This window comes from Corynebacterium sp. ACRQJ, assembly GCF_022346045.1.
GTDB lineage: Bacteria > Actinomycetota > Actinomycetes > Mycobacteriales > Mycobacteriaceae > Corynebacterium > Corynebacterium evansiae.
Genome location: NZ_JAKRMT010000001.1, coordinates 67688 through 89339, shown reverse-complemented (window position 1 = coordinate 89339; position 21652 = coordinate 67688). Strand labels below are relative to the sequence as shown.

General features: G+C 63.6%; 23 protein-coding genes and 7 tRNA genes. 8 read left to right on the top strand and 22 right to left on the bottom strand.

Annotated features, from left to right (window positions below; translation table 11 throughout):
• Positions 1–62: 62 nt before the first annotated feature.
• From yajC to MHX52_RS00370, 19 genes are all read right to left on the bottom strand, one after another.
• The gene (gene yajC, locus MHX52_RS00460) at positions 63–377 is read right to left on the bottom strand and encodes a preprotein translocase subunit YajC (protein WP_035003811.1); all 315 of its coding nucleotides are present in this window, start codon (positions 375–377) and stop codon (positions 63–65) included.
• Between the two features lie 45 nt (positions 378–422).
• Complete coding sequence (gene ruvB / locus MHX52_RS00455) at positions 423–1514, bottom strand: Holliday junction branch migration DNA helicase RuvB (RefSeq protein ID WP_049049269.1); 1092 nt, start codon at positions 1512–1514, stop codon at positions 423–425.
• A 50-nt stretch (positions 1515–1564) separates the two neighbouring features.
• Entirely contained in the window at positions 1565–2200 is a 636-nt protein-coding gene (ruvA, locus tag MHX52_RS00450; RefSeq protein WP_239315972.1) for a Holliday junction branch migration protein RuvA, read from the bottom strand.
• Complete coding sequence (gene ruvC / locus MHX52_RS00445; protein WP_239315971.1) at positions 2197–2760, bottom strand: crossover junction endodeoxyribonuclease RuvC; 564 nt, start codon at positions 2758–2760, stop codon at positions 2197–2199. Before ruvC ends, ruvA begins: the two co-directional genes overlap by 4 nt.
• A gap of 31 nt (positions 2761–2791) precedes the next feature.
• Complete coding sequence (locus MHX52_RS00440) at positions 2792–3547, bottom strand: YebC/PmpR family DNA-binding transcriptional regulator (RefSeq protein ID WP_035003805.1); 756 nt, start codon at positions 3545–3547, stop codon at positions 2792–2794.
• A 129-nt stretch (positions 3548–3676) separates the two neighbouring features.
• Positions 3677–4264 carry a pyridoxal 5'-phosphate synthase glutaminase subunit PdxT gene (gene pdxT / locus MHX52_RS00435; RefSeq protein WP_239315970.1) on the bottom strand — a complete coding sequence of 196 codons (588 nt, stop codon included), beginning with the start codon at positions 4262–4264 and terminating at the stop codon, positions 3677–3679.
• A 4-nt stretch (positions 4265–4268) separates the two neighbouring features.
• Positions 4269–5132, bottom strand: coding sequence for an acyl-CoA thioesterase II (locus tag MHX52_RS00430; RefSeq protein ID WP_034987869.1), 864 nt, complete (start codon positions 5130–5132; stop codon positions 4269–4271).
• On the bottom strand, positions 5132–6034 hold the full coding sequence (pdxS, locus tag MHX52_RS00425) for a pyridoxal 5'-phosphate synthase lyase subunit PdxS (protein WP_141741116.1): 903 nt from the start codon (positions 6032–6034) through the stop codon (positions 5132–5134). Before pdxS ends, MHX52_RS00430 begins: the two co-directional genes overlap by 1 nt.
• A 90-nt stretch (positions 6035–6124) precedes the next feature.
• Positions 6125–6643: a hypothetical protein gene (locus MHX52_RS00420; RefSeq protein WP_035003799.1), complete on the bottom strand. Its 519-nt coding sequence runs from the start codon at positions 6641–6643 to the stop codon at positions 6125–6127.
• Positions 6640–7821, bottom strand: coding sequence for a glycosyltransferase family 4 protein (locus MHX52_RS00415; RefSeq protein WP_239315969.1), 1182 nt, complete (start codon positions 7819–7821; stop codon positions 6640–6642). The genes MHX52_RS00420 and MHX52_RS00415 overlap by 4 nt, the downstream gene beginning before the upstream one ends.
• Entirely contained in the window at positions 7818–8786 is a 969-nt protein-coding gene (locus MHX52_RS00410) for a phosphatidylinositol mannoside acyltransferase (protein ID WP_239315967.1), read from the bottom strand. Before MHX52_RS00410 ends, MHX52_RS00415 begins: the two co-directional genes overlap by 4 nt.
• Entirely contained in the window at positions 8786–9451 is a 666-nt protein-coding gene (gene pgsA, locus MHX52_RS00405) for a phosphatidylinositol phosphate synthase (RefSeq protein WP_070487582.1), read from the bottom strand. Before pgsA ends, MHX52_RS00410 begins: the two co-directional genes overlap by 1 nt.
• 33 nt (positions 9452–9484) lie before the next feature.
• Complete coding sequence (locus MHX52_RS00400; RefSeq protein WP_035003789.1) at positions 9485–10063, bottom strand: HIT domain-containing protein; 579 nt, start codon at positions 10061–10063, stop codon at positions 9485–9487.
• 7 nt (positions 10064–10070) lie between these two features.
• The gene (gene thrS / locus MHX52_RS00395; RefSeq protein ID WP_237746271.1) at positions 10071–12074 is read right to left on the bottom strand and encodes a threonine--tRNA ligase; all 2004 of its coding nucleotides are present in this window, start codon (positions 12072–12074) and stop codon (positions 10071–10073) included.
• Between the two features lie 145 nt (positions 12075–12219).
• Complete coding sequence (locus MHX52_RS00390; protein WP_239315965.1) at positions 12220–13473, bottom strand: Dyp-type peroxidase; 1254 nt, start codon at positions 13471–13473, stop codon at positions 12220–12222.
• Positions 13474–13478: 5 nt separating this feature from the next.
• On the bottom strand, positions 13479–14129 hold the full coding sequence (locus MHX52_RS00385) for a copper chaperone PCu(A)C (protein WP_239315963.1): 651 nt from the start codon (positions 14127–14129) through the stop codon (positions 13479–13481).
• A 105-nt stretch (positions 14130–14234) separates the two neighbouring features.
• Positions 14235–14555, bottom strand: a complete 321-nt coding sequence (locus MHX52_RS00380; RefSeq protein ID WP_239315961.1) for a hypothetical protein — start codon at positions 14553–14555, stop codon at positions 14235–14237.
• 66 nt (positions 14556–14621) lie between these two features.
• Positions 14622–15206, bottom strand: coding sequence for a copper resistance CopC family protein (locus tag MHX52_RS00375; protein ID WP_192816639.1), 585 nt, complete (start codon positions 15204–15206; stop codon positions 14622–14624).
• Positions 15207–15401: 195 nt separating this feature from the next.
• A tRNA-Val gene (locus MHX52_RS00370) sits at positions 15402–15473 on the bottom strand.
• Between the two features lie 245 nt (positions 15474–15718).
• On the opposite strand from MHX52_RS00370, the gene MHX52_RS00365 reads away from it, so the two are divergent.
• The 8 genes from MHX52_RS00365 to msrB all read left to right on the top strand — a co-directional run bounded on the left by MHX52_RS00365 (position 15719) and on the right by msrB (position 18160).
• Positions 15719–15794 (top strand) — tRNA-Gly (locus tag MHX52_RS00365).
• Positions 15795–15843: 49 nt separating this feature from the next.
• Positions 15844–15915: transfer RNA gene (locus MHX52_RS00360), tRNA-Val, on the top strand.
• 46 nt (positions 15916–15961) lie between these two features.
• A tRNA-Gly gene (locus MHX52_RS00355) sits at positions 15962–16037 on the top strand.
• Positions 16038–16078: 41 nt separating this feature from the next.
• Positions 16079–16153, top strand: a tRNA-Cys gene (locus tag MHX52_RS00350).
• Between the two features lie 27 nt (positions 16154–16180).
• A tRNA-Val gene (locus tag MHX52_RS00345) sits at positions 16181–16252 on the top strand.
• A gap of 44 nt (positions 16253–16296) precedes the next feature.
• Positions 16297–16372, top strand: a tRNA-Gly gene (locus tag MHX52_RS00340).
• A gap of 95 nt (positions 16373–16467) precedes the next feature.
• A complete protein-coding gene (locus tag MHX52_RS00335) occupies positions 16468–17733 on the top strand; it encodes a glycosyltransferase family 87 protein (RefSeq protein WP_239315959.1) in 1266 nt (421 codons plus the stop codon).
• Positions 17726–18160, top strand: a complete 435-nt coding sequence (msrB, locus tag MHX52_RS00330) for a peptide-methionine (R)-S-oxide reductase MsrB (protein WP_035003782.1) — start codon at positions 17726–17728, stop codon at positions 18158–18160. The genes MHX52_RS00335 and msrB overlap by 8 nt, the downstream gene beginning before the upstream one ends.
• A 23-nt stretch (positions 18161–18183) precedes the next feature.
• Here msrB and hemQ read toward each other — a convergent pair whose 3' ends face one another.
• From hemQ to hemE, 3 genes are all read right to left on the bottom strand, one after another.
• Positions 18184–18900 carry a hydrogen peroxide-dependent heme synthase gene (gene hemQ, locus MHX52_RS00325; RefSeq protein WP_035003773.1) on the bottom strand — a complete coding sequence of 239 codons (717 nt, stop codon included), beginning with the start codon at positions 18898–18900 and terminating at the stop codon, positions 18184–18186.
• A gap of 121 nt (positions 18901–19021) precedes the next feature.
• A complete protein-coding gene (gene hemG, locus MHX52_RS00320; protein ID WP_239315958.1) occupies positions 19022–20467 on the bottom strand; it encodes a protoporphyrinogen oxidase in 1446 nt (481 codons plus the stop codon).
• The gene (gene hemE / locus MHX52_RS00315) at positions 20464–21621 is read right to left on the bottom strand and encodes a uroporphyrinogen decarboxylase (protein ID WP_049050520.1); all 1158 of its coding nucleotides are present in this window, start codon (positions 21619–21621) and stop codon (positions 20464–20466) included. Before hemE ends, hemG begins: the two co-directional genes overlap by 4 nt.
• Between the last annotated feature and the right edge of the window lie 31 nt (positions 21622–21652).

Here is a 21652-nt window from a genome sequence, read left to right as displayed (position 1 = left end):
AAAAATCTAACCCCGTGATACTAACGCCTGGGTTCGGACAAACGGAATACCGAACCAGCTAGTTAGTCTTCTTTTTCTTCGGTCAGCTGCGTCTCTTGCTGCGAGCCCGGCTCCACAGAGTCGACGGTCTCCAGGATGGAAACCCTCTCCCAGGTGGTCACCACGCCTGTCGCGATCTCCAGGTCGACGGTCGTATCCCCCACGTGGACCACACGGCCGTGGAGGCCGGAGGTCGTCTTGACAACCATGCCCGGACCCAGCTGATCCTGAAACTGGCGGATCTGCTGAATCCGCTTGTTCTGCTTGCGGATCTGGACCAGCGGCAAGCCGACGAACACAAGTAGGACAAGGACAATGAGAATAATTTCAAATGGCATAGTGACAATTTTGCCATATGCCCGTTCCACATCCTCTTTACCCCGCTATAGCCCGATTGTGCCCTCAGGCGGTTCCAAACCGATGTGCCGCCACGCCGCCGCCGTCGCTACGCGCCCACGCGGGGTGCGGCTGACCATTCCGGCGCGCACGAGGTAGGGCTCGCACACTTCCTCGACCGTTGACGGTTCCTCGCCTACCGCCAGCGCAAGGGTATTGACGCCCACAGGGCCACCACCGTGGCCTTTCACCAGGGCTTCGATGACCGCCCGGTCGAGCCTATCCAGACCAGATTCGTCCACGTCGAAGACCAGCAGCGCGGCACGCGCCACCTCGACGGTGATCTTTCCGTCGGCATTCACGTCCGCGAAGTCGCGCACCCGGCGCAGCAGTCGGTTGGCGATGCGCGGGGTTCCGCGGGAACGGGATGCGATCTCCGCTGCGGCGTCACCAGTAATTTCAACTCCCAAGATTCCCGCAGCGCGCGTGACGACCCGGGTTAGATCGGCGGTGTCGTAGAACTCCATCTGGGCGGTGAAGCCGAAGCGGTCGCGCAGCGGCCCGGTGAGCATGCCCGCACGGGTGGTGGCGCCCACCAGGGTGAACGGGGCGATCTCAATGGGGATGGAGGTGGCGCCGGGGCCCTTGCCGACGATGACGTCGATACGGAAGTCCTCCATCGCCATGTAGAGCATCTCCTCGGCGGGGCGGGCCATGCGGTGGATCTCGTCGATAAACAGCACGTCGCCCTCCATCAGGTTGGAGAGCATGGCGGCCAGATCGCCCGCCCGCTCGAGGGCGGGGCCGGAGGTCATGCGCAGCGAGCTGCCGAGCTCCTGGGCGATGATCATCGCCATGGTGGTCTTGCCCAACCCGGGCGGGCCGGCCAACAGCACGTGGTCGGGGGCTACCCCGCGGGAGCGCGCGCCGCCCAACACCAGGTCCAGCTGCGTGCGCACCTTCGGCTGGCCGATGAACTCATCCAGTGACTTGGGGCGCAGCGAAGTATCGATGTCCGATTCCCCGGCGGATTGCTGCGGGTCCAGGTCCGCGTTCTGGGAGAAGCCTTGGCCGCCGGGTGCGGCGCCTGGCCCCACGCCCGGTGGAAGTTCAAACTCTGTGCGCTCGGTGTCGCTCATGGTCTCCAGTCTCCCCTATTCTTCAGCAGCGTACTTGGGCTTGCCTGTGCCTATTTAATAGCCGCCAGCGAGGCGCGCAGCAGCCCGGAAGCGTCCGGGGCTTGCGGGGCGGACCATTGGGACAGTACAGCGTCGATGGTGGTACCTGCCTTGGACTCAGTGAACCCGAGACCCACGAGCGCCTCGAGGACCTGTTCCCGCACGTCCGTCGCCACGGCCTGGCCGTCACCTGCAACGCCGGCCGCGCCAACCGCGCCCGCAGCACCGGTATCCGCGATCTCTCCCAGATCCGCCACCTTGCCCTTCAGATCCACAGCCATGCGTTCGGCCAGGCGCTTGCCCACTCCGGGGGCCTTCTGCAGGGTCTTGTGGTCGCCGTTGGATACCGCTCGGGCGAGCTCCTGCGGGCTGATAACCGACAGGATCGCCAAAGCCAGCCGGGCGCCCACGCCGGAGACGGACTGCAGGGTGACGAAGGCGCGCTTTTCGTCTGCATCCTTGAACACGTACAGCGTCTGCGAGTCCTCGCGCACCACCATCGTGGTCGTCACGAAGACTTCCTCGCCCCTCGGCAGCTCCGAAATGGTGGTGGCGGTACCGGTGCACTGGTAGCCCACGCCTGCGCACTCGATGATGACGTAGTCCAGGCCCTTATCAATCACGGTTCCGCGCAGCGATGCGATCATGGTTTCCCCTTTACTAGATGGTTCAGTGGCGCCCGCCAGCAATGGCACACGGCCAGCGCCAGCGCATCGGCCGCATCCGGCGGCTTGGGTGCTTCGCTTAGCCCCAGGATGCGGGTGATCATGCGCGTCATCTGCGCTTTGTCCGCCCGCCCGTTGCCGCTGATGGACTTTTTCACCTCGCTGGGTGTGTACATGTGCACATCTACCCCGCGCTTGGCGGCGGCCAGCATCAACACGCCGGAGGCGTGGGCGGTGTTCATCACCGTGGAAACATTCGAGCGTTCGAACACGCGCTCCAGCGCCACCACGTGTGGCTGATAGTCGTCGAACCACTCCTCCACCGCGTTGAAGAGTTTGTCGAGGCGCTGCTCCACCGGCATGTCCGACGGAGTGCGCACCACTCCTACGGCCACGGGGTACACGGCCCTCCCCTTCCCCGCCTGCACCACGGATAGTCCGCAGCGCGTCAGCCCGGGGTCTATCCCCATGACGCGCAGCCCGGCCAGCGAGGTCGAGCCGCCGACGGGGCTGCCCCAGGCGGAATTATGTGGAGTGTTCATCGTGTAGCCAAGAATAGCACACGTGTTTTAATTATTCGCTGTCGAGCTCCGCCAGCACGTCATCCGGCACATTCATGTTGGTGAACACGTTCTGCACGTCGTCGGAATCCTCCAGCGCGTCGATCAGGTTGAACACCTTCTTCGCTGTGGTGGCATCCGCCGGAACCTCCATAGACGCGCGGAAGTCCAGCTCGATGGAGTCGTAGTCGATCTCGGCTTCCTTGAGCGCGTCACGCACCGCGTTGATGTCGGAAGACTCGCACACGACCTCGAACTTCTCGCCGATGTCATTGACCTCTTCCGCGCCGGCGTCCAGCACGGCGAGCAGGATGTCGTCCTCGGTGTTCTCGCCCTTGTCCAGCACTGCCACGCCCTTGCGGGTGAACAGGTAGGAAACGGAGCCCGCGTCCGCCATATTGCCGCCATTCTTGTTCATGGCGGTGCGCACGTCGGTGGTGGCTCGGTTTCGGTTATCGGTCAGGCACTCGATGAGCATAGCCACACCGTTGGGGCCGTAGCCTTCGTACATCACGGTTTCCCAGTTAGCACCGCCGGCCTCTTCGCCGGAGCCACGCTTGCGGGCACGCTCGATGTTGTCGTTGGGCACCGAGGACTTCTTGGCCTTGGTGATCGCGTCCTGCAGCGTCGGGTTTGCGCTGGGGTCGCCACCACCGGTGCGGGCTGCCACTTCGATGTTCTTAATCAGCTTGGCGAATTCCTTGCCGCGCTTTGCGTCGTTGGCAGCCTTCTTGTGCTTGGTAGTTGCCCATTTGGAGTGGCCGGCCATGATCCTCTTTCGGTAGTCGGGTACGTTTGTATCGCTTCCATACTAGACCCCCACGGTGTAGCCGCCGTCACGTACGTCGCTTTTTCTTTATGACGCCCCTACGCCCCAACCGCCGAAGCTATGCGGCAGCTATTCCACGCCGTATTGCTCGACCATTCGCAGGAAGTACTCGTGCACGCGGTCATCCTCGGAAAGCTCCGGGTGGAAGCTGCATCCCAGCGCGTTGCCTTGCCGCACGCCGACGACCGTGCCGTCCGGCAAAGTGGACACAACCTCTACCCCGTCGCCCACTTCCTCCACCTTGGGGGCGCGAATAAACACGGCCTCGACGGGCGTGTCGATATCCCCGAACGGCAGCTGGGTCTCGAAGGAGTCCACCTGGCGGCCGAAGGCGTTGCGCCGCACTGTGATGTCCATGGCGTGCAAGCTGTGGGCGTCACTACGAGTGTCCAAGACCCGATCGGCCAACAGAATCAGCCCGGCGCACGTTCCGAACACGGGAAGGCCGTCGGCAACCAGCGTCCGCAGAGGCTCCAGCATTCCGCCGAGCTCCAGCAGCTTAGACATCGTGGTGGACTCGCCGCCGGGCATGATCAGCCCGTCGAGGCCTTCGAGGTGTTCGGGGCGGCGAACGGCGCGGGCCTCGTGGCCCAGGCATTCGATGCTGCGCATGTGCTCGACGAACCCGCCTTGCACGCTCAACACGCCAATGATCATCGGCCTACTGCTCCTTCAGTGGCACCGATTGGGCGCCGTCGCGCAGGGTGCGGGTGAGCCCCTCCTGGGTGACCACGGCCACCAGGTCGCCCTGCTGGTTGAAAATCCGCCCGTGCGTCAGCGCACGGCCGCCGTGGGCGGACGGGGAAACCTGGTCATACAACAGCCACTCGTCGGCGCGGAAGGGGCGCAGGAACCACATGGCGTGGTCCAGCGAGGCCTCCTGGAACTCCGCCGGGCGGTGCGGCACCAGCGCGGACGACAGCAGGGTCATGTCCGACATGTATGCCAGGGTGCAGACGTGCAGGGTGTCGATGTCCGGCAGCTTGGACTTCGTGCGGAACCACACCACCTGCTGGGAGGCCGTGTACTTGTTGTGCTCGTAGTCCTCCGGCGGGACGATGCGCACGTCCCAGTCGGCCCACTCGTCGCGGAACAGGCGCTGGACGCGGGTCAGCGACTCGGTATCCACCGCGATGGACTCCGGGTCCGGCACCGCACGCATCTCGTCGGAGTGCTGCGGGCCGTGGTCGTCACGAATGTGGAAGCTGGCCTGCATGCTGAAGATCGCCTTGCCGTCCTGCACCACTTTCACCGAACGGGAGACGAAGGATCGACCGTCGCGCACGCGGTCGACCAAGAACACCGTCGACGCATCGGGGTTGCCCGGGCCAACGAAGTAGCCGTGCAGGGAGTGCACGGCGAAGTCCTCGCTGACGGTGCGGGTGGCCGCGACCAAGGCCTGCGCGGCAACCTGGCCGCCGTACGTGCGCGCCAGCTTCGACGGCAGCGGGCTGCCGCGGAAGATGTCGCGGTCGATGCGCTCTAGATCCAGGACATCCAGGATCTTCGGACGGTGCGGAGACATTACCAGCCGCGCTCCGCGAGACGGTGCGGCTGCGGGATCTCGTCGACGTTGATGCCAACCATGGCCTCGCCCAGGCCGCGGGAGACCTTAGCGATGGTCGCCGGGTCGTCGTAGTTCTGGGTGGCCTGCACGATGGCGCGGGCGCGCTGCTCCGGGTTGCCGGACTTGAAGATGCCGGAGCCGACGAAGACACCCTCGGCGCCCAGCTGCATCATCATCGCAGCGTCGGCCGGGGTAGCGATGCCGCCGGCGGTGAACAGCACGACAGGCAGCTTGCCGTTGGCAGCAACCTCGCGCACCAGCTCGTAGGGAGCCTGCAGCTCCTTGGCGGCCACGTACAGCTCATCCTCTGCCATGGAGGTCAGGCGGTTGATCTCCGCCCGGATGGTGCGCATGTGGGTGACGGCGTTCGAGACGTCACCAGTGCCGGCCTCGCCCTTGGAGCGGATCATGGCCGCACCCTCGTTAACGCGGCGCAGGGCCTCGCCCAGGTTGGTAGCACCGCAGACGAAGGGCACCTCGAAGTCGAACTTGTCGATGTGGTTCTTGTAGTCGGCCGGGGTGAGCACCTCGGACTCGTCGATGAAGTCCACACCCAGGGACTGCAGAACCTGTGCCTCGACGAAGTGGCCGATGCGGGCCTTGGCCATAACAGGGATCGAGACGGCATTGATGATGCCCTCAATCATGTCCGGGTCGGACATGCGGGAAACGCCACCTTCGGCGCGAATATCGGCGGGCACGCGCTCCAGCGCCATCACGGCGGTAGCGCCGGCATCCTCGGCGATCTTTGCCTGCTCCGGGGTAACGACGTCCATGATCACGCCGCCCTTGAGCATGTCGGCCAGGCCGCGCTTCACGCGAGCGGTACCGGTGTTCGCAGCTGAAGAATTATTGGTCACGATGCTTAACTTCCCATCTATGAAGAGTTTTAGATCGGCTCTAGTCTAACCTGTCTACTTTCCAATCCCACTATCGGGATTGGATTAAAACTAGCCCTCCGCGGAGCCCCCGTTGTCGGCGGAATCTTCGCTGGGTGCGGGACTGGACAGAAGGGCTTCGTAATACTCCGGCAGCGGCGCCCGGCCGGCCAATCGCAGGACGCGCACCAGCGGGCGGGAACGCACGCTCAAGGTATCAGAGACCGCGTCGTTGTAGAAGCGGGCCGCCAGGTCTACCTTCGCCGAGGCCTCCAGGAAGTTCGGGTTGGTCCACACCTGCGAATCCAACTCGCTCAGCAACTCGTTCTCCGCCTCGCTGCGCGCACCCATGTCGGTGGCCCGCAGTGCTACGCGGTTCACGTGCGCCACGTCCTGCCCTAGCTCCGGCTGCAGCGTTGCGACCACGCTCGAGCGGGAGTGCAGCGCCCCCTCCAGACTTACGCGCGCGGAGTCCGTGCGGATGTGCAACCGGTTCAGCCGGCTGGCCATCCCTGAAGCCCACACGCCCGCAACGATCGCGAGGATCAAAACCACCGCGACAATGAAGACCCACACGGGAATCGTGATCATGCCAGTGTCACCTTTCGCCCCTTGACCGTCACCGTGTCATACACCTGCTCCACCTGGTCGGTCACCGTCTGCCAATCGAAATCGACGGCGCGCTGCGCCCCGGCCGCGATGAGCCTGCCGCGCCCCTCATCGTCGCGCAGCAGGCCGATAGCCTTCTCGGCCAGGTCCTCGGCCGAACCATTGCGGAACAGGCGCGCAGACCTTCCGTGCTGGCCGACGGCCTCAAAGGCGGGAATGTCGCTGGCCAGCACCGCCGCCCCAGCCGCCATGCCCTCCACCAGGACGATGCCGAAGCTCTCGCCGCCCGTATTCGGGGCCACGTAGACATCGCTTGCGCTCAGCGCGCTGGCCTTGTCCGCGTCGCTGACGCGCCCGAGAACGCGCACGTGGGCGTCACTAGGCTTCGCGCTGGGCCCCAACCCCACACAGACGGACAGTCCGAGCTTCCGCACGCGCTCAACCAGGGCGTCGATGTCGCCGCCACCGGCGATCAGCAGCTCCACGTCCGGCACTTCCGCGACGATCCGCGGCATGGCCTCCAACAGGACCTGCAGGCCCTTGCGGGGTTCCTCGAAACGGCCCAGGAACATCAGGCGCGGACGCGGCCGGGGCTGCTCGAGCGTACCCAGCCCGGCCAGAGGCTCAGCGTTCCGGTAGACGGAGGTCTCCACGCCGTTGGGGATCAGCACCGGGTCGCCCGCCAGGTTCTCCACCTGCCAGCGGCGGGCCTCCTCGGAAACCGCGATGCCACCGTGGATGCGCTCCAGGTACGGGCGCAGGAAAGGCAGCGCCACTTTAAGGATCTTCGACTCGCTGGCCGAGGCGTGATACGTCGCCACGATCGGCCCTTCCGCCACGGCCATGGCCATCATCGAATAGGACGGGGAGTTCGGCTCGTGGATGTGCAAAAGGTCGAACTGGTTATCGCGGATCCACTGCTTTAGGTGCTTCTTCGTCCGCGGGCCGAAGCTCAAGCGTGCGACCGATCCGTTGTAGCGAATCGGAATGCTGGAGCCACCCAGCTCCACAAAATCCGGCAGCCCCTCGGTGGATTTGCCGGGGCCGATCAGGCTGACTTCGTGTCCGCGCTTGCGCAGCTCCGTGCACAGGTCGATGGCGTGGATCTGCACGCCGCCCGGTTCGTCGAAGGAGTACGGGCAAACCATTCCTACCCTCATTGGCCCTGCCCTTCCGGCTGGTCTTCTTCACCCAACCCCAGGCGCTTGCGGCGCGCCTCCGATAGGTCCGAGAACCACAGCGGCTGCAGCATGTGCCAATCCTGCGGATCCATGGCGATGCCGCGGGCGAAGTTGTCCGCCATCTGCTGGACGATCTGCTGCAGGCTCCGCCCCTCCACATCTACGGGCGTGACCTCGTGCTCCCAGGTCTCCGGCGTGCCTCGACGCTCGGGACGCGGGTCCGTCGAGCCGCCGCGGAACGCCACTCGCGCAGTAAACAGGTTCGCCCCGGTGCGCTGTGCCAGCAGCGCCGCCCCGGCGGGCATGGAAGTCTTCTCCCCGAAGAACTCCACCTCTACCCCGTGGCCAGTCAGGTCGCGCTCCCCCATCAGGCACACGGTCCCGCCGCCGCGCAACACTTCCTCCATCCGTTCCAGGGGAGGCACGTCCGCGCCCGTCAGCGCGATGATCTCAAAGCCCAGCGACTCGCGGTACTCCACGAAAGCCTCGAACAGGATCTCCGGCTTCAGGCGCTCCGCGACGGTGGTGAAGGTCCCGTAGTGGTGCACCAGCCACACCCCGGCCATGTCCCAGTTGCCCGCGTGTGGCAAGGCAATGACGGTGCCTCGGCCGGACTCGGCGCTCGCGTGCAGCAGCTCCAGCGAGCCGGGTACGAAGTTGCGGTTGAGCTCCTCCGCCAGCTCGCGCCCGGCCATCGTCGGCAGCTGGAAGGCCTCGCGCCAGTAGCGCATGTAGCTGCGCATGGAGCGGCGCACCAGGTCGCGCGTGACGTTCTCCGGCCCGACGATGCGGGCGAGGTTGCGGCGCAGCTGTTCTGGCCCTTTGCCCTTTTTGGACGCCACGTCCGCGCCCCATTCAAACAATGCCTTCGCCACCGGCTTCGGCAGCTTGGAGGTAATCTTCCAGCCCGCGATATATGCCGCGGCGGATAGCCGCTCACCCATTAACCCTCACTCCCCTCGGCGGGGAACTCGCGGGCCCCTTCGGGGGCGGCGATGGTCTGGGACGCGGCGTCCGAACGAGCAACAATCACCAGCCGCTCGACAACTGTGTACAGCGAACCAGCGGCGAGGATCCACAGCCCCCACGCCAGAACGTGCGGCACGCCGAGGCCGCCGATACCGACGGCGACCAGGGAGATGATGAGGCGTTCCGGGCGCTCGATGAGCCCGCCCACGACCTTGATTCCCGAGGCCTCCGCGCGAGCTTTGACGTAGCTGGTGACCTGGCTGGCGACGAGGATGACCAAGCAGACGCTCATCATCACCACGTTCGCGGGCTCCTGCAGGCCAAACCAGAGAACCAGGGCGCCGAAGATGGCGCCGTCGCTGAGGCGGTCGCAGGTGGCATCTAGCGTGGCACCGAAGCGGGTGCCACCGCCGCGCATGCGGGCCATCGTGCCGTCCACCATGTCGGTGGCGACCGTAAGGCCGATCAGTACGGCGGCGGCGAAGTGATGGCCAGAGGGAATCAGCCAGAGCGCGAAACCGATCGCCAGCAGGGTGCCGAAAACGGTCACTGCGTTGGGGGTAATCCCCATCTTGTGCAGCACCCGGGCAATCGGTTCAATGATGACCGCGGCGGGGCCACGGCCGTGCACGCTAAGCATCGCTGAAGTTATTCTCCCTAATGGTTTGAACCGCTAGTCGGTGGAACGGGTAACGCTTTCCCAGGCCTCCGCCAGCAGCGCACGGGTCTCCCGCAGCGTCTGTGGCAACACCTTGGTGCCCGTCATGACTGTCATGAAGTTAGCATCACCGGCCCACCTGGGCACTATATGTTGGTGCAGGTGTGTCGGAATGGAGCCTCCGGAGGCCTTGCCCAAATTGAGGCCAACGTTGACCGCATCGGGCTTGGAAACCGCCCGCAGTGCCTTCAGCGCAATCTTCGTAAACTCCGCCAGTTCTGCGGTTTCTGCGTCGCTGAGCTCCGTGTAATCGGCCACTTGGCGATAAGGAACCACCAGCATATGGCCGGGGTTATACGGGTACAGGTTCAGCACGCAATAGACGGACTTGCCGCGGGCGACAATCAGCGCCTCCTCGTCCGAAAGCTCCGGCAGCGTGGCGAAGGGGTCGGCAGATCGCTTGGATTTGGCGATGTACTGGGAGCGGTAGGGTGCCCACAGTCGCTCCAGCCCGCCTTGCAGGTCGGGTTGGGAGCCCACGCCTAAGTCCACATACGCTTCGGACTGCTGTTCCGGTTCCTGTTGCTGCTCCACTGCGGTGTTAAGCCTCCACCAGCGGCTGAACCAGCTCCGAGCTCGGCTGGTCGTTGCGGCGCTCAGCGATCCAGGTGGAGATGATGCGCAGCGCATCCGCGCGCGGCACGCCATTGACCTGGGTGCCGTCCAGGAAGCGGAAGCTCACCGCGTTCGCCTCCACATCGCGCCCACCGACCAGCAGCATGAAAGGCACCTTGCCGGTGGTGTGGTTGCGGATCTTCTTCTGCATGCGGTCGTCGGAGGTATCGACCTCCGCGCGGATGCCCTGGGCGCGCAGGTCCGCAGCGAAGTTTTCCAGGTACTCGTTGAACTCGTCAGCGACCGGGATGCCCACGACCTGATGCGGGGCCAGCCATGCAGGGAACGCACCGGCGTAGTGCTCCAGCAGCACGCCGAAGAAGCGCTCGATGGAGCCGAAGAGCGCACGGTGAATCATGATCGGGCGCTGCTTGGAGCCATCCGGCGCGGTGTACTCCAGGTTGAACCGCTCCGGCAGGTTGAAGTCCAACTGCACGGTGGACATCTGCCAGGTACGCCCAATGGCGTCGCGAGCCTGGACAGAGATCTTCGGGCCGTAGAAGGCCGCGCCCGCCGGATCCGGAACCAGCTCCAGGCCGGACTTGGTGGCCACACGCTCCAGGATCTGCGTGGAACGCTCCCAGATCTCGTCGGTGCCCACGAACTTGTTCGGATCCTTGGTGGATAGCTCCAGGTAGAAGTCATCCAATCCGTAGTCGCGCAGCAGGGAGATGATGAACTCCAGCACGGTGGTCAGCTCCTGCTCCAGCTGATCCTCGGTGCAGTAGATGTGCGCGTCGTCCTGGGTGAAGCCACGCGCACGGGTCAGGCCGTGAATCACGCCGGACTTCTCGTAGCGGTACACGGTGCCGAACTCGAACAGGCGCAGGGGAAGCTCACGGTAGGAGCGTCCGCGCGAGGCGAAGATCAGGTTGTGCATCGGGCAGTTCATGGGCTTGGCGTAGTAGTCCTGCGCTGGCTTGGTAACGTTGCCCTCGTCATCGGTCTCCCCGTCCAGCTGCATGGGCGGGAACATGCCGTCGGCGTAAAAGTCCAGGTGACCGGACTTCTGGAACAGGTCGCCCTTCGTAATGTGCGGGGTGTTGACGAAGCTGTAACCGGAGGCAATGTGGCGCTTGCGGGAGTGTTCCTCCATCTCCAGGCGCACAATGCCGCCGTCCGGGTGGAATACCGGGAAGCCGGAGCCGATCTCGTCGGGGAAGCTGAACAGGTCCAGCTCCTGGCCCAGGCGTCGGTGGTCGCGCTTCTCGGCCTCCGCCATCATCGTCTGGTATTCCGCCAGGGCTTCCTTCGACTCCCAAGCCGTGCCGTAGATGCGCTGCAGTCCGGCCTTGGACTGGTCACCGCGCCAGTAGGCGGCGGAGGAACGGGTTAGGGCGAAAGCTGGGATGTAGCGGGTGGTCGGCACGTGCGGGCCGCGGCAGAGGTCGTACCACTCGACCTCCCCGGTGCGCGGGTTCACGTTGCTGTAGGCGGTCAGTTCGCCGGTTCCGACCTCGGTGGCTTCGTCGGAGTCCGGATCCACATTGCCCTTGTCGGCAATCAGTTCGGTCTTAAAGGGCTCGTCTGCGTACTCCGCGCGAGCCTGCTCTGCGTCGGCATAAGCCTTGCGCTCGAACTTCTGGCCGGACTTGATGATCTTCTTCATCGTCTTTTCCAGCTTGTTCAGATCCTCCGGGGTGAAGGGCTCTGCAACCTGGAAGTCGTAGTAGAAGCCATTGTCGATGGCCGGGCCGATTCCCAGCTTGGTGCCGGGGAATTCCTTCTGCACTGCCTGTGCGAGCACGTGGGCGCAGGAGTGGCGGATTACGCCGCGCCCCTCATCGGTGTTAGCCGGAACGGCGACGACGTCCACGTCCTGCTCAGGCGCCCAGGAAAGGTCACGCAGCTGGCCGGCGTCCTCCCCCTCGGTCTCCTTCACACAAACGATGGCTTCCGGACCCTTGTTGGGAAGACCCAGCTCGCGCATGGCGGCTCCGGCCGGGGTGCCAGCCGGAACGCGGAAAGTAACGGCGACTGGGGTGATTTCGGGGGTACTCACTTGTGGATCGTGCTCCTTCTCGGGCTTTAGTGACGGTCACATACCTGGTGACGGTCCTCAACGCCCGTAGATTCTACCCCTCCAGGATCTCTTGCCCCCAGTACGCCCCGTTTTGCGTGCCGGGCAGTACCCAGAACACCGCTGAACCGACGTGGGTGATCCACGTATTCAGCCGGTCCTTCTCCGCGAGGCGCTTCTGCAGAGGCGTGAATGCCTCGTCCGGGTCGGCCTGGAAGCAGATGAAAATCAGCCCGCTGTTGCCCAGTGGGGTGACCTCGTTGTCCCAGTTGTAGGCGCGGCGCCGCATATGGGTGCCCTCGCCCGCGGAGATGCCCACGTGGCTGCGCTCGTCGATCATCGGCAAACCATCATCGCCGGTCTTGTTCAGATCCACCGGGTCGAACTCGTCCTTCGCGCCCAGTGGCGCGCCGGTGTCTGCGTGTCGGCCGAACACGACCTCGCGGGACTTGCGATCCAGCTGCTCCCACCCCGGCATGTCGAACACGACCCGGCGAACCACCATGGCACTGCCGCCCTGGTCGTCCCAGATAGATTCGTCGTATTCTTCGTCGGTGCGGGGAATGGCGGTGCCGTCCTTGAAGCCCAACAGGTTGCGCGGGGTTTCGCCTGTCGGCGAGTCCACGAATCCGCGCTGGGTCCACTTCGGCGTCGCATAGTCACGACCGCCACGGGTCAGCACGCGCGCGGCATGACTCACGGCAGTGAGGTCGTCGCCACAGATCTGCAGGACCACGTCGGCGCCACCAAAGTCCGGGTCGAGTTTGTCTCCCTTGAACTTCGGCAGCCCATTGAGGTTCTTCTTCACCCAGGAAGGAGCCGCGCCAATCAAGTCCGCATCCTTGATTAGCTTAGGCCCCCACCCTGCAGTCACCGTTAGATTCTGCGGAGCGATCGATAGCTCGTGCTCCAGATCCGCCAGGGCGACCTGCCCCTGGGTCAGGGAGCGCGCATCACCGGCCCAGATGCGCATCAGGCGCTCCAGGTTCTTCTTCAGCCCACCGCGCGGTAGCCCGTCCCTCTTCAGGTTGAAGGCCACCAGCAGCGCGTGGTTCTGCGAGTCTTCCCGGATGCCCGCCTGGTGCGGGCCGTCGAAATCAATCTTTCTTATTGACGCCCCATCGCCAGCACCACTATTGCCAGCTGTACCAGCAGAGTCTTCTGTCGTGCTGCAAGCTGCCAGGACGGATGCGGCGCCGGTCATTCCTAGTCCCGCGAAGAATCCACGGCGGGTGAACTTCACACCTTCGGGGGGCTCGGGGGTGGGGGCGTCAGAAATGGAAGAACGAAAACGTGCGGGGTCAGGCATGGGGCTTAGTGCTCGTGTCCGTGCTCTTCGCCGTGCTGCATGCCGTCCATACCGTCCATGCCCTCCATGTTGCCGCCATCTTCGTCACCGTAGTGCTCGTGGGTGGACTGCTGAACACGCACCGGAACGTTCTCCAGCTTGTACTCCTTGCCATCCTCGTCGACCAGGGTGAAGGACAGGGAATCGCCGGCAGCGATCTCGTCGGAAACTTCCATGATCATGATGTGGTTTCCGCCCGGCTCCAGCACGCTATCCTCGCCCGCGGGGATAGTCAGGCTGGAGATCTGCTGCATCTCGCCGTCGTCGTTGACCTCGTGCAGCTCGTACTTCGCACCGTCAATGTCACCCTTCACCTCGGTGATAGTGATGTCCTTGTCGGTGGTGTTGTGCAGGGTGCCGAACACAGACGTCATATTCTTGTCGGCAGGCTTGGCGGTGACATAGGAGTCGTTGAACTCCAAAGCCTGCTCGTCCGCAGCCTTGTCGTCAGCGGACTCTGCGGACTCAGCGGACTGCGTAGTCTCCGCCGAGGTGGAAGCGTCGTTCTTGCCTTCCCCATCGTCCGAGCATGCGGAAAGGAACAGCGCACTGCTCAACGCGACGGTAGCCACGGCTGCGGCGCGCTTCTTGGTGTTATTCAGGGAGGTCAGGGACATAACGAACCTTTCAATTAAAAGGCGTGCGGGCTTCCCAACCTTTTTCCCGTGTCCGGGGGCTTATTCCCCCGAACACGCTGTACGCGATTCCTAGTAGTTCGCGTGCTAGTTGGTGGCACCCGACGCGGATGCTGCGCCGGTGGCGGTTGCCTCGGCGTTATCGGTGGCCACTTCAGCGCCGTCCATCTCAGTCTCTACGGAAGCGTCGGTCTCGTCCGCATCGGTAGCGTCGGTCTCTTCAGCCTCGGACTCGGACGAGTCGGTAGCTGCTTCCTCGGTGGACTGGATGCTCGGGCTAGCCGGGCCGGTGGTTGCGGTGTCCTCGCGCTGGTCGCCGTCATTCTCGTTAGGAGGGGTGCATGCGGACAGTGCGAGGGCAGTGGTCAGAGCCAGAGCGGCAGCAGTTGCAGAGCGGAACTTCTTCACGGGAAATCTCCTGATCAGGTAATCGTCAACTAATCGGACATGAGGAACGCTCTACCCTACTGTCGGCTAGTCGTCCTTCAAGTCGCGAAAGCGTGCGATGGCGATTGCCAAAGCACCCACAACTACGACGATACCGCCCAAAGGCAATAACCAAGAAGGAACACTCAGGGACTGCTCCCCCTGTGCCCCCTCCTCGGAGCCCCCTTCGGACTGGCTTCCGCCGCTGCCGTTACCTTCGCCGCCATCCGCGGAAGCCAGATTGAACTTCAGGCTGCCACGGGTGGAGTGACCGTCGGAGCTAGTGATCTGGTAGCCGACGGTGTACTCGCCACCGTCCTTCTTCTCCTGCACATCAGCCGGAACATCCACGGAAAGCTCTCGGCCATCGGCCGTCGGCTCATCGCGGAAAAGCACCTCACCATCGTGCGACAGCGCGATGGTGTTGAAGCCCTCCTGCGGCTCGCCCGAGAAGTTCAGGACGATCTTTTCAGGCAGGTGGTCGACCGTGGAATTGGCCTCCGGGGTGGACTTCACCACGACGTCATGGGCAGAGGCTGGAGCACCGAAACCCACGGAGACGGCAGCAACCATTCCAGATGCCGCGAGGATGCGGGCGAAGGGGCGTCCAAAAGAAGAAAAACGGCGAGGCATGTAAACGGTGAACCTTTCTGTCACGACACTGCTAACACCATAGCGCCGAAAAGACTGAGCTCAATCCTGCGAGTTTTCCCAGCGCTATCCAAGTAGTCGGGCGCCGCAGGCAAAGAGTTCCCAAGCCATATCCCCTCGGGGGCACCTGGGGGAGAAAAAGAAAACCGCCCAGCGAGAATGCCAGGCGGTGAATTGTGGTTCCAACTGGGTTCGAACCAGCGACCTTTCCGGTGTGAGCGGAACGCTCTTCCACTGAGCTATGGAACCTTCAAGAGGGAAAGGTACCACTAGGCGCTAAGCAAGACCAAAACCCGTAGGCAGGTGCCACTTTCTAGCCGCCTTCGTGCCATATTGCTGAATTGCAAGATTGTAGTTCAACGGTGTTTAATCGGCGCGAGGGCAGCCTTCCGAAGCCCTTATCTACCTGGGGATTTGTGAACTAGGTGACTAACAGGCTAGTGTTTGTTGTCGCAGCGACGAAGAATCGCTTTTAAGCGTTCAAGGTTGCTTATGCGGATGTAGCGCAGTTGGTAGCGCATCACCTTGCCAAGGTGAGGGTCGCGAGTTCGAGTCTCGTCATCCGCTCCACGCTCAAGCAATATCCCGAGCTAGTTTCGGGGCTTGGGTTGTTGTTTTAGCGCGTTTAGCTCAGCGGGAGAGCGCTTCCCTGACACGGAAGAGGTCACTGGTTCGATCCCAGTATCGCGCACAGGATCCGCTTCGGATCCACCTGCGAAGGATCAAACCTTTCGCACGCGGATGTAGCGCAGTTGGTAGCGCATCACCTTGCCAAGGTGAGGGTCGCGAGTTCGAGTCTCGTCATCCGCTCCACGGTTCACTAAAGTGGGCCACGAGCAAGAATCTCTTGCCGCGGTGGAATGGCTGAGTGGCTTAGGCAACGGTCTGCAAAACCGTGTACACGGGTTCGATTCCCGTTTCCACCTCCACATTCTTTTACACATAGTGAACTATAGGCGCGTTTAGCTCAGCGGGAGAGCGCTTCCCTGACACGGAAGAGGTCACTGGTTCGATCCCAGTATCGCGCACAGGATCTTCGGATCCACCTGCGAAGGATTAAACCCTTTCGCACGCGGATGTAGCGCAGTTGGTAGCGCATCACCTTGCCAAGGTGAGGGTCGCGAGTTCGAGTCTCGTCATCCGCTCCAAAGTTTTTTTGGGGGCGCCATGCCCCCTTTTTTCATGCCTTACCAGCGGCGTGGCAGCGCTCCCGGGGAGATTCGGGGGCTAAAATTAGTCGGCGATGAACGCCGAGAATTCTTCCTCTACACGTGCAGAAAGCCGCGTGGACACCTCCCAGATCCTCTGCTGGGTGTTCTGGCCGCTGGCTGTAATGACCTTTATCCATCGCGTATTCGTTCACCCTTGGAACTCGCGACTCACCGACGACTTCGGCACGGTTATCTCAGCGCTGTACAAGTTCCGCGCCCAGGAGGCGATCTACGACCAGGACTACTCCTCCACGGATCCGCACTACCTCTACTCCCCCGGCGCCACGCTGCTGCTGAGCCCCCTGTCGTTGCTGACGAACATCGACCTCGCGCGGGCCGTGTACGTGGTCGGCAACGGCGTTGCGGCGGTGCTGGCGGTCGTGGTGCTCACGAAGCTCTTTGATTACTCCCTGCGCTCCTGGGTTCTGCCCGTCGGCATCTTCTTCCTCTTCAGCTCCGAATCGATCGCCAACACCCTCGGGTTCGGCAACATCAACGGCGTGCTGTTGCTGGCCGAGGCGCTGTTCCTGTGGCTGCTCATCAACAACCGAGGGGTGTTGGCGGGTATCGTCATCGGCCTGGCCATCACGATCAAGCCGCAGTTCCTGCCGCTGCTCTTCATTCCCCTGATGCGCCGCCAGCTGTCCACCATCGCCACTGGACTGGCGATCCCGGTCGCCATGAACGTCATCGCCTGGCCGCTCACCACAAACGCGGGCGATTACTTCGACAAGCTGCTGCCCTACCTCGGCGGGGTGCGGGATTTCGCCAACTCGTCGATCCCCGGCGTGGGCGTGTACTTCGGCTTCCCGGATTGGACGATCTGGCTGTGGCGCATTTTGGCCGCCATCTGCGTGCTCGTGGCGTTGGCGATGCTGCTGCGCTTCCGCGACCGCGATCCGGTGATGTGGGCCGCCACCACCGCCGGCGTGCTTCTGACGGGCGTGTTCCTGATTAGCAGCCTAGGCCAGATGTACTACTCGATGCTGCTGCTGCCGATCCTCTTCACGGTTCTTTCCTCCCGCTCCGTGATGCACAGCCCCGTGGCGTGGCTGGGAGTGTACTTCTTCTTCAGCCACGATTCGTGGTTCTCGGACCGGTGGGTCAACTACGGCCGGGTGGCGGAATATACGCGCGGCACTATTGGTTGGTCACTGTTGCTGGTCGCCGCTGCGGTGGTCTCTACGATGTGGTTCTTTAGGGATCGACGCCACAACGTCCACCCCCTAGGCGATGTACACACGAATGGTCTTTTCTACCGGGAGAAGACTAGGACAGGAGAAGCAACTGATGACTGAGTTGAACCCCACCGCTGATTTCCGCGAGCTCACTGACGAACAATGGCGCGAGCGCCTGACCCCTGAGGAGTTCGCCGTGCTCCGCCGGGCCGGAACCGAGGCCCCCTTTAAGGGCGAGTACACGGACACCGAGACCGAGGGTGTGTACGCCTGCAAGGGCTGCGGCGCGGAACTGTTCCGCTCGACCGAGAAGTTCCACTCGCACTGCGGCTGGCCGAGCTTTTTCGACCCGAAGGATTCGGACGCGGTGATTACCCGCGTCGACGATTCCCTCGGCATGCGCCGCATCGAGGTTCTGTGTGCGCAGTGCGAAGGCCACCTGGGCCATGTTTTCGAGGGCGAGGGTTATCCCACGCCCACTGATTTGCGCTATTGCATCAACAGCATTGCTTTGACGCTGCAGCCGGCCGAGGATCCGGCCAGCTAGAGCCCAGTTAGGGCCGGATGCTGCTAGGCCAGCGACTCCACGAAGCTAGCCAGCTCCTCCTTGTCGCCGTTAACGCGACGACCCGTGAAGAACGGGATTTCCTCGCGCACGTGGTGGCGAGCCTCCGTGTAGCGCATCTTGTACATCAGCTCGACGATGCGCTCCAGCGTCGGGGACTCGAAGGCCAGGATCCACTCGTAGTCACCCAGTGCGAAGGCGGGAACGGTGTTAGCACGAACCTCGTCGAAGCCCAGGGCGGCCTTGCCGTGCTCGCGCAGCAGGCGGGAGCGCTCCGCGCGATCCATGGTGTACCACTCGTAGCTGCGAACGAACGGGTAGACGCAGATCCAATCGCCCGGCTCCTCGCCCATGATGAAGGACGGCAGGTGAGCCTTGTTGAACTCGCTCGGGCGGTGCAGGCAGGTGTTGGACCATACCGGCTCGCAGGCCTGTCCCAGCTTGGTTTCCTTGAGGAAGCGGCGGTAGGCCACCTGCAGATCCTGCATCTTCTCCGCGTGCCACCAGATCATGACGTCGGCCTCAGCGCGCAGTGCGGACAGGTCGTAGACACCGCGGATAACCAGATCCTCATCCTCGAAGGAATCAATGAATGCCTGAAAATCAGCAGCAACCTCCGCGCGATCCCCCAGCACACCCGGCTCGATCTTGAAGACCGAGTAGGTAGCGAAGCGAACGACGGCGTTGAGACGCTTGATTTCCTGCGCGTTCAGTTCAGTCATGGTGTTTAGCCTCTTTAGCCTTTCTGAGTTCCATTCATAGGTTCTATGACAGCCGTTAACGGCTTATACGAAGTCCAATCTACGCGAGATCACCCTCCTGAGGAGCTAGGCGTGGGGTGGATCACGCCATCTCGCGGATGATCTCCCGCGCGGCCTCCACGCCCGAGGCGGCGGTTGCGGGCACGCCCACACCGTTGAGCATCGAACCGGCAAGCGCCAGCCCGCGGATACCCAGTACCTCGTCGTAGGCCTGGGACATTGCATCCATGTAGCCCACGCCATAGCGCGGCAAGCCACCCCACCAGCGCTGCACGAAATACTCCTCCGGGGTCTTCCGCTCGCCGGTGATGCGCTCCAGATCCTCGACCGCGAAGCTCAGCAGGGCACGGTTATCTACCTCCAGGTGCCACGGGTTGCCAAAGCTGCCGAAGCTAGCCCGCACAATGGCTCCCCCGCGTTCGGCCAGGTGCGGCCACTTACGAGACGAGAACGTGAAAGCCTTCGCCTCCGTGGGGGCGTCACTTCCCAAAAGAACGCCCGAACGCTCCGGGATGCCGTGTGCAGAAGCCATGCGCATGCCGACGACTACGCTGCTGGCGAGGTCGATCTCACCCAGCACGTCCGCGGCGGTGGGAGCCATGTACTGCAGGATGGCCGACGCAGTGGGCGCCGGGGTGGCGACGATGACGGCATCGAACTCGCCGATGGGATCGATGTAGTAGCCGCCTCGAGTGCGGCCGATGGATTCCACTGCGGTGTTGCGCAGGAGCTCCGGATTTGCGTGGCGCACCAGCGCGTCTACCAGGCTGGCGTAACCCCCGCGCAAGCTGCGAAAGACGGGCTTCGGATTCTCCCCCTCCTTGGGCTCGGGGCGCTGGGAAAGAAGGTGCTCGATGGCATCCACCAGGAAGAACGGTTGGCCCTCCGCGCCACGGCGATCCAGCTCCGCCGCCAGCTGCGGAAGCGTGGCACGCACTCCCAGGTCAAAAGCGTTGCAGGAATACACGCCGCCCAGCAGCGGGGAGACCAAGCGGTCGACCACAATGCGGCCCAGGCGGGCTTCTACCAACTGTCCGACTGACGTGTCCTGTCCCGGCGTCCAGGTCATGGGCTGCCCGTTACGCTCGGCGTCGATGCGCGCAGCACCGTCTTGCCCCACCACCTCGGCAACGTCCGCGCCGCGGGAAGGGATGCCCATCAACGTGCGCCGCGGAATATCCACCAGCGCACCGTCCACATAGAAACCGCTTGGCAGGCCAGAGGGCACACACAGCTGGTCCCCCAGCCCAACGGACTCAACCAGTTCAGTGAAATCCTGGCGGAAGCCCATGTAGGCCTCCGCTCCCATATCCACCGGACCGTTGGCATAGTTCACCGTCTTTAGCTTTCCGCCCAGGCGGTCGTAGGCCTCAGTCAGCAAAATGCGGGCGCCCGGCCCCAACTGGCGACGCAGCTCCCAGGCCGCGGCCAGACCCGCGATGCCGCCGCCGATCACGGCGACGCGCAGCTCCTCCAGACCGGACGTGTCAAGCTTCTCGAAGTGGCAGGAAAACTGGTTGGCCTTCATCGCTTGTGAACCTCCTCGAAGGCGCGGGTGATGGCATCGGGATCGGTGTTCGGCAAAACCCCGTGCCCCAGGTTGAAGATGTGTCCGCGGGCCTGGCCGCGCTCGATGGCGCGGTCGGCCTCGGCACAGATGCGGGCGATCTGCGCCTCTACAACGTCCGAACCAGCGAACAGCACAGCCGGATCCAGGTTGCCCTGCAGCGCCTTGGCGCGGGTGGTCGGCTCCGCCGTCGGGTTAGCCTCTTGCAACGCGGCGGATACGCGGGTGGCGGCGGAATCCAGCGGCACGCGCCAATCCACGCCCACCACGTCGGGGCCGGCCAGAGCCATGTCGCCCAACAGCTCCCCGGTGCCCACGCCAAAGTGGATCATCGGCACGCCGTAGGCGCGCATCGCATTGAAAATCTCGGTGGAGTACGGGCGGACGAACTCGCGGTAATCCCGCGCCGTCAGATAGCCGGCCCAGGAGTCAAACAACTGCAGGGCATCCACACCAGCCTCTACCTGAACCTGCAGGAAGCGGATAATAGTGGGCGTCAATTGGCGCATCAGGGCATGCCACACATCCGGCTGCGAGTACATCAGGGCCTTCGTGACCTCGTGGTTCTTCGAGGGGCCACCCTCAACGAGATAGGAGGCGAGGGTAAAGGGCGCGCCTGCGAAACCGATGAGGACCTGGTCGTCGCGCAGCCCCTCCAGCACACCGCCGATGCCTTCGACGATGCTATCGAGCTGACTGCTCTCCACGATCGGCAGCGCAGCTACCTCCTCTGCCGTGCGCACGGGGTGCTGTACGACGGGACCGCGGCCGGCCACAATATCCAGATCCACTCCTGCGGCCTTGAGCGGCACCACGATGTCGGAGAACAGAATCGCCGCGTCCGCGTCGTGCCGGCGAACCGGCTGCAGGGTGATCTCCGCGAGCAGCTCCGGGTTAAAGCAGGATTCCAGCATTCCGTAGTCTTTACGGATCTCGCGGTACTCCGGTAGCGAGCGTCCGGCTTGGCGCATCATCCACACCGGGCGGCGACTAGGGGTTTCTCCGCGCGCTGCGGCGAGGAACGGCGCATCCTTGTGGGCGCGACGCCGCGCTTCGGCGGCAGCGGTATCAGCTTGGATGGGGCAATCAATAGGCTCACTCGTCATAGATGCCATTATGCCAGCGCCCTCGGCGCGCCTCACAAAC

Excerpts from the sequence above, each read along its gene's own strand:
- yajC (WP_035003811.1), bottom strand. The coding sequence starts at position 377 with ATGCCATTTGAAATTATTCTCATTGTCCTTGTCCTACTTGTGTTCGTC.
- ruvB (WP_049049269.1), bottom strand. The coding sequence starts at position 1,514 with ATGAGCGACACCGAGCGCACAGAGTTTGAACTTCCACCGGGCGTGGGG.
- ruvA (WP_239315972.1), bottom strand. The coding sequence starts at position 2,200 with ATGATCGCATCGCTGCGCGGAACCGTGATTGATAAGGGCCTGGACTAC.
- ruvC (WP_239315971.1), bottom strand. The coding sequence starts at position 2,760 with ATGAACACTCCACATAATTCCGCCTGGGGCAGCCCCGTCGGCGGCTCG.
- MHX52_RS00440 (WP_035003805.1), bottom strand. The coding sequence starts at position 3,547 with ATGGCCGGCCACTCCAAATGGGCAACTACCAAGCACAAGAAGGCTGCC.
- pdxT (WP_239315970.1), bottom strand. The coding sequence starts at position 4,264 with ATGATCATTGGCGTGTTGAGCGTGCAAGGCGGGTTCGTCGAGCACATG.
- MHX52_RS00430 (WP_034987869.1), bottom strand. The coding sequence starts at position 5,132 with ATGTCTCCGCACCGTCCGAAGATCCTGGATGTCCTGGATCTAGAGCGC.
- MHX52_RS00420 (WP_035003799.1), bottom strand. The coding sequence starts at position 6,643 with ATGATCACGATTCCCGTGTGGGTCTTCATTGTCGCGGTGGTTTTGATC.
- MHX52_RS00415 (WP_239315969.1), bottom strand. The coding sequence starts at position 7,821 with ATGAGGGTAGGAATGGTTTGCCCGTACTCCTTCGACGAACCGGGCGGC.
- MHX52_RS00410 (WP_239315967.1), bottom strand. The coding sequence starts at position 8,786 with ATGGGTGAGCGGCTATCCGCCGCGGCATATATCGCGGGCTGGAAGATT.
- pgsA (WP_070487582.1), bottom strand. The coding sequence starts at position 9,451 with ATGCTTAGCGTGCACGGCCGTGGCCCCGCCGCGGTCATCATTGAACCG.
- thrS (WP_237746271.1), bottom strand. The coding sequence starts at position 12,074 with ATGCGCGAGCTGGGTCTTCCCAACAAGGGTCCGGAAGCCATCGTTTGT.
- MHX52_RS00390 (WP_239315965.1), bottom strand. The coding sequence starts at position 13,473 with ATGCCTGACCCCGCACGTTTTCGTTCTTCCATTTCTGACGCCCCCACC.
- MHX52_RS00385 (WP_239315963.1), bottom strand. The coding sequence starts at position 14,129 with ATGTCCCTGACCTCCCTGAATAACACCAAGAAGCGCGCCGCAGCCGTG.
- MHX52_RS00375 (WP_192816639.1), bottom strand. The coding sequence starts at position 15,206 with ATGCCTCGCCGTTTTTCTTCTTTTGGACGCCCCTTCGCCCGCATCCTC.
- MHX52_RS00335 (WP_239315959.1), top strand. The coding sequence starts at position 16,468 with ATGAACGCCGAGAATTCTTCCTCTACACGTGCAGAAAGCCGCGTGGAC.
- msrB (WP_035003782.1), top strand. The coding sequence starts at position 17,726 with ATGACTGAGTTGAACCCCACCGCTGATTTCCGCGAGCTCACTGACGAA.
- hemQ (WP_035003773.1), bottom strand. The coding sequence starts at position 18,900 with ATGACTGAACTGAACGCGCAGGAAATCAAGCGTCTCAACGCCGTCGTT.
- hemG (WP_239315958.1), bottom strand. The coding sequence starts at position 20,467 with ATGAAGGCCAACCAGTTTTCCTGCCACTTCGAGAAGCTTGACACGTCC.
- hemE (WP_049050520.1), bottom strand. The coding sequence starts at position 21,621 with ATGGCATCTATGACGAGTGAGCCTATTGATTGCCCCATCCAAGCTGAT.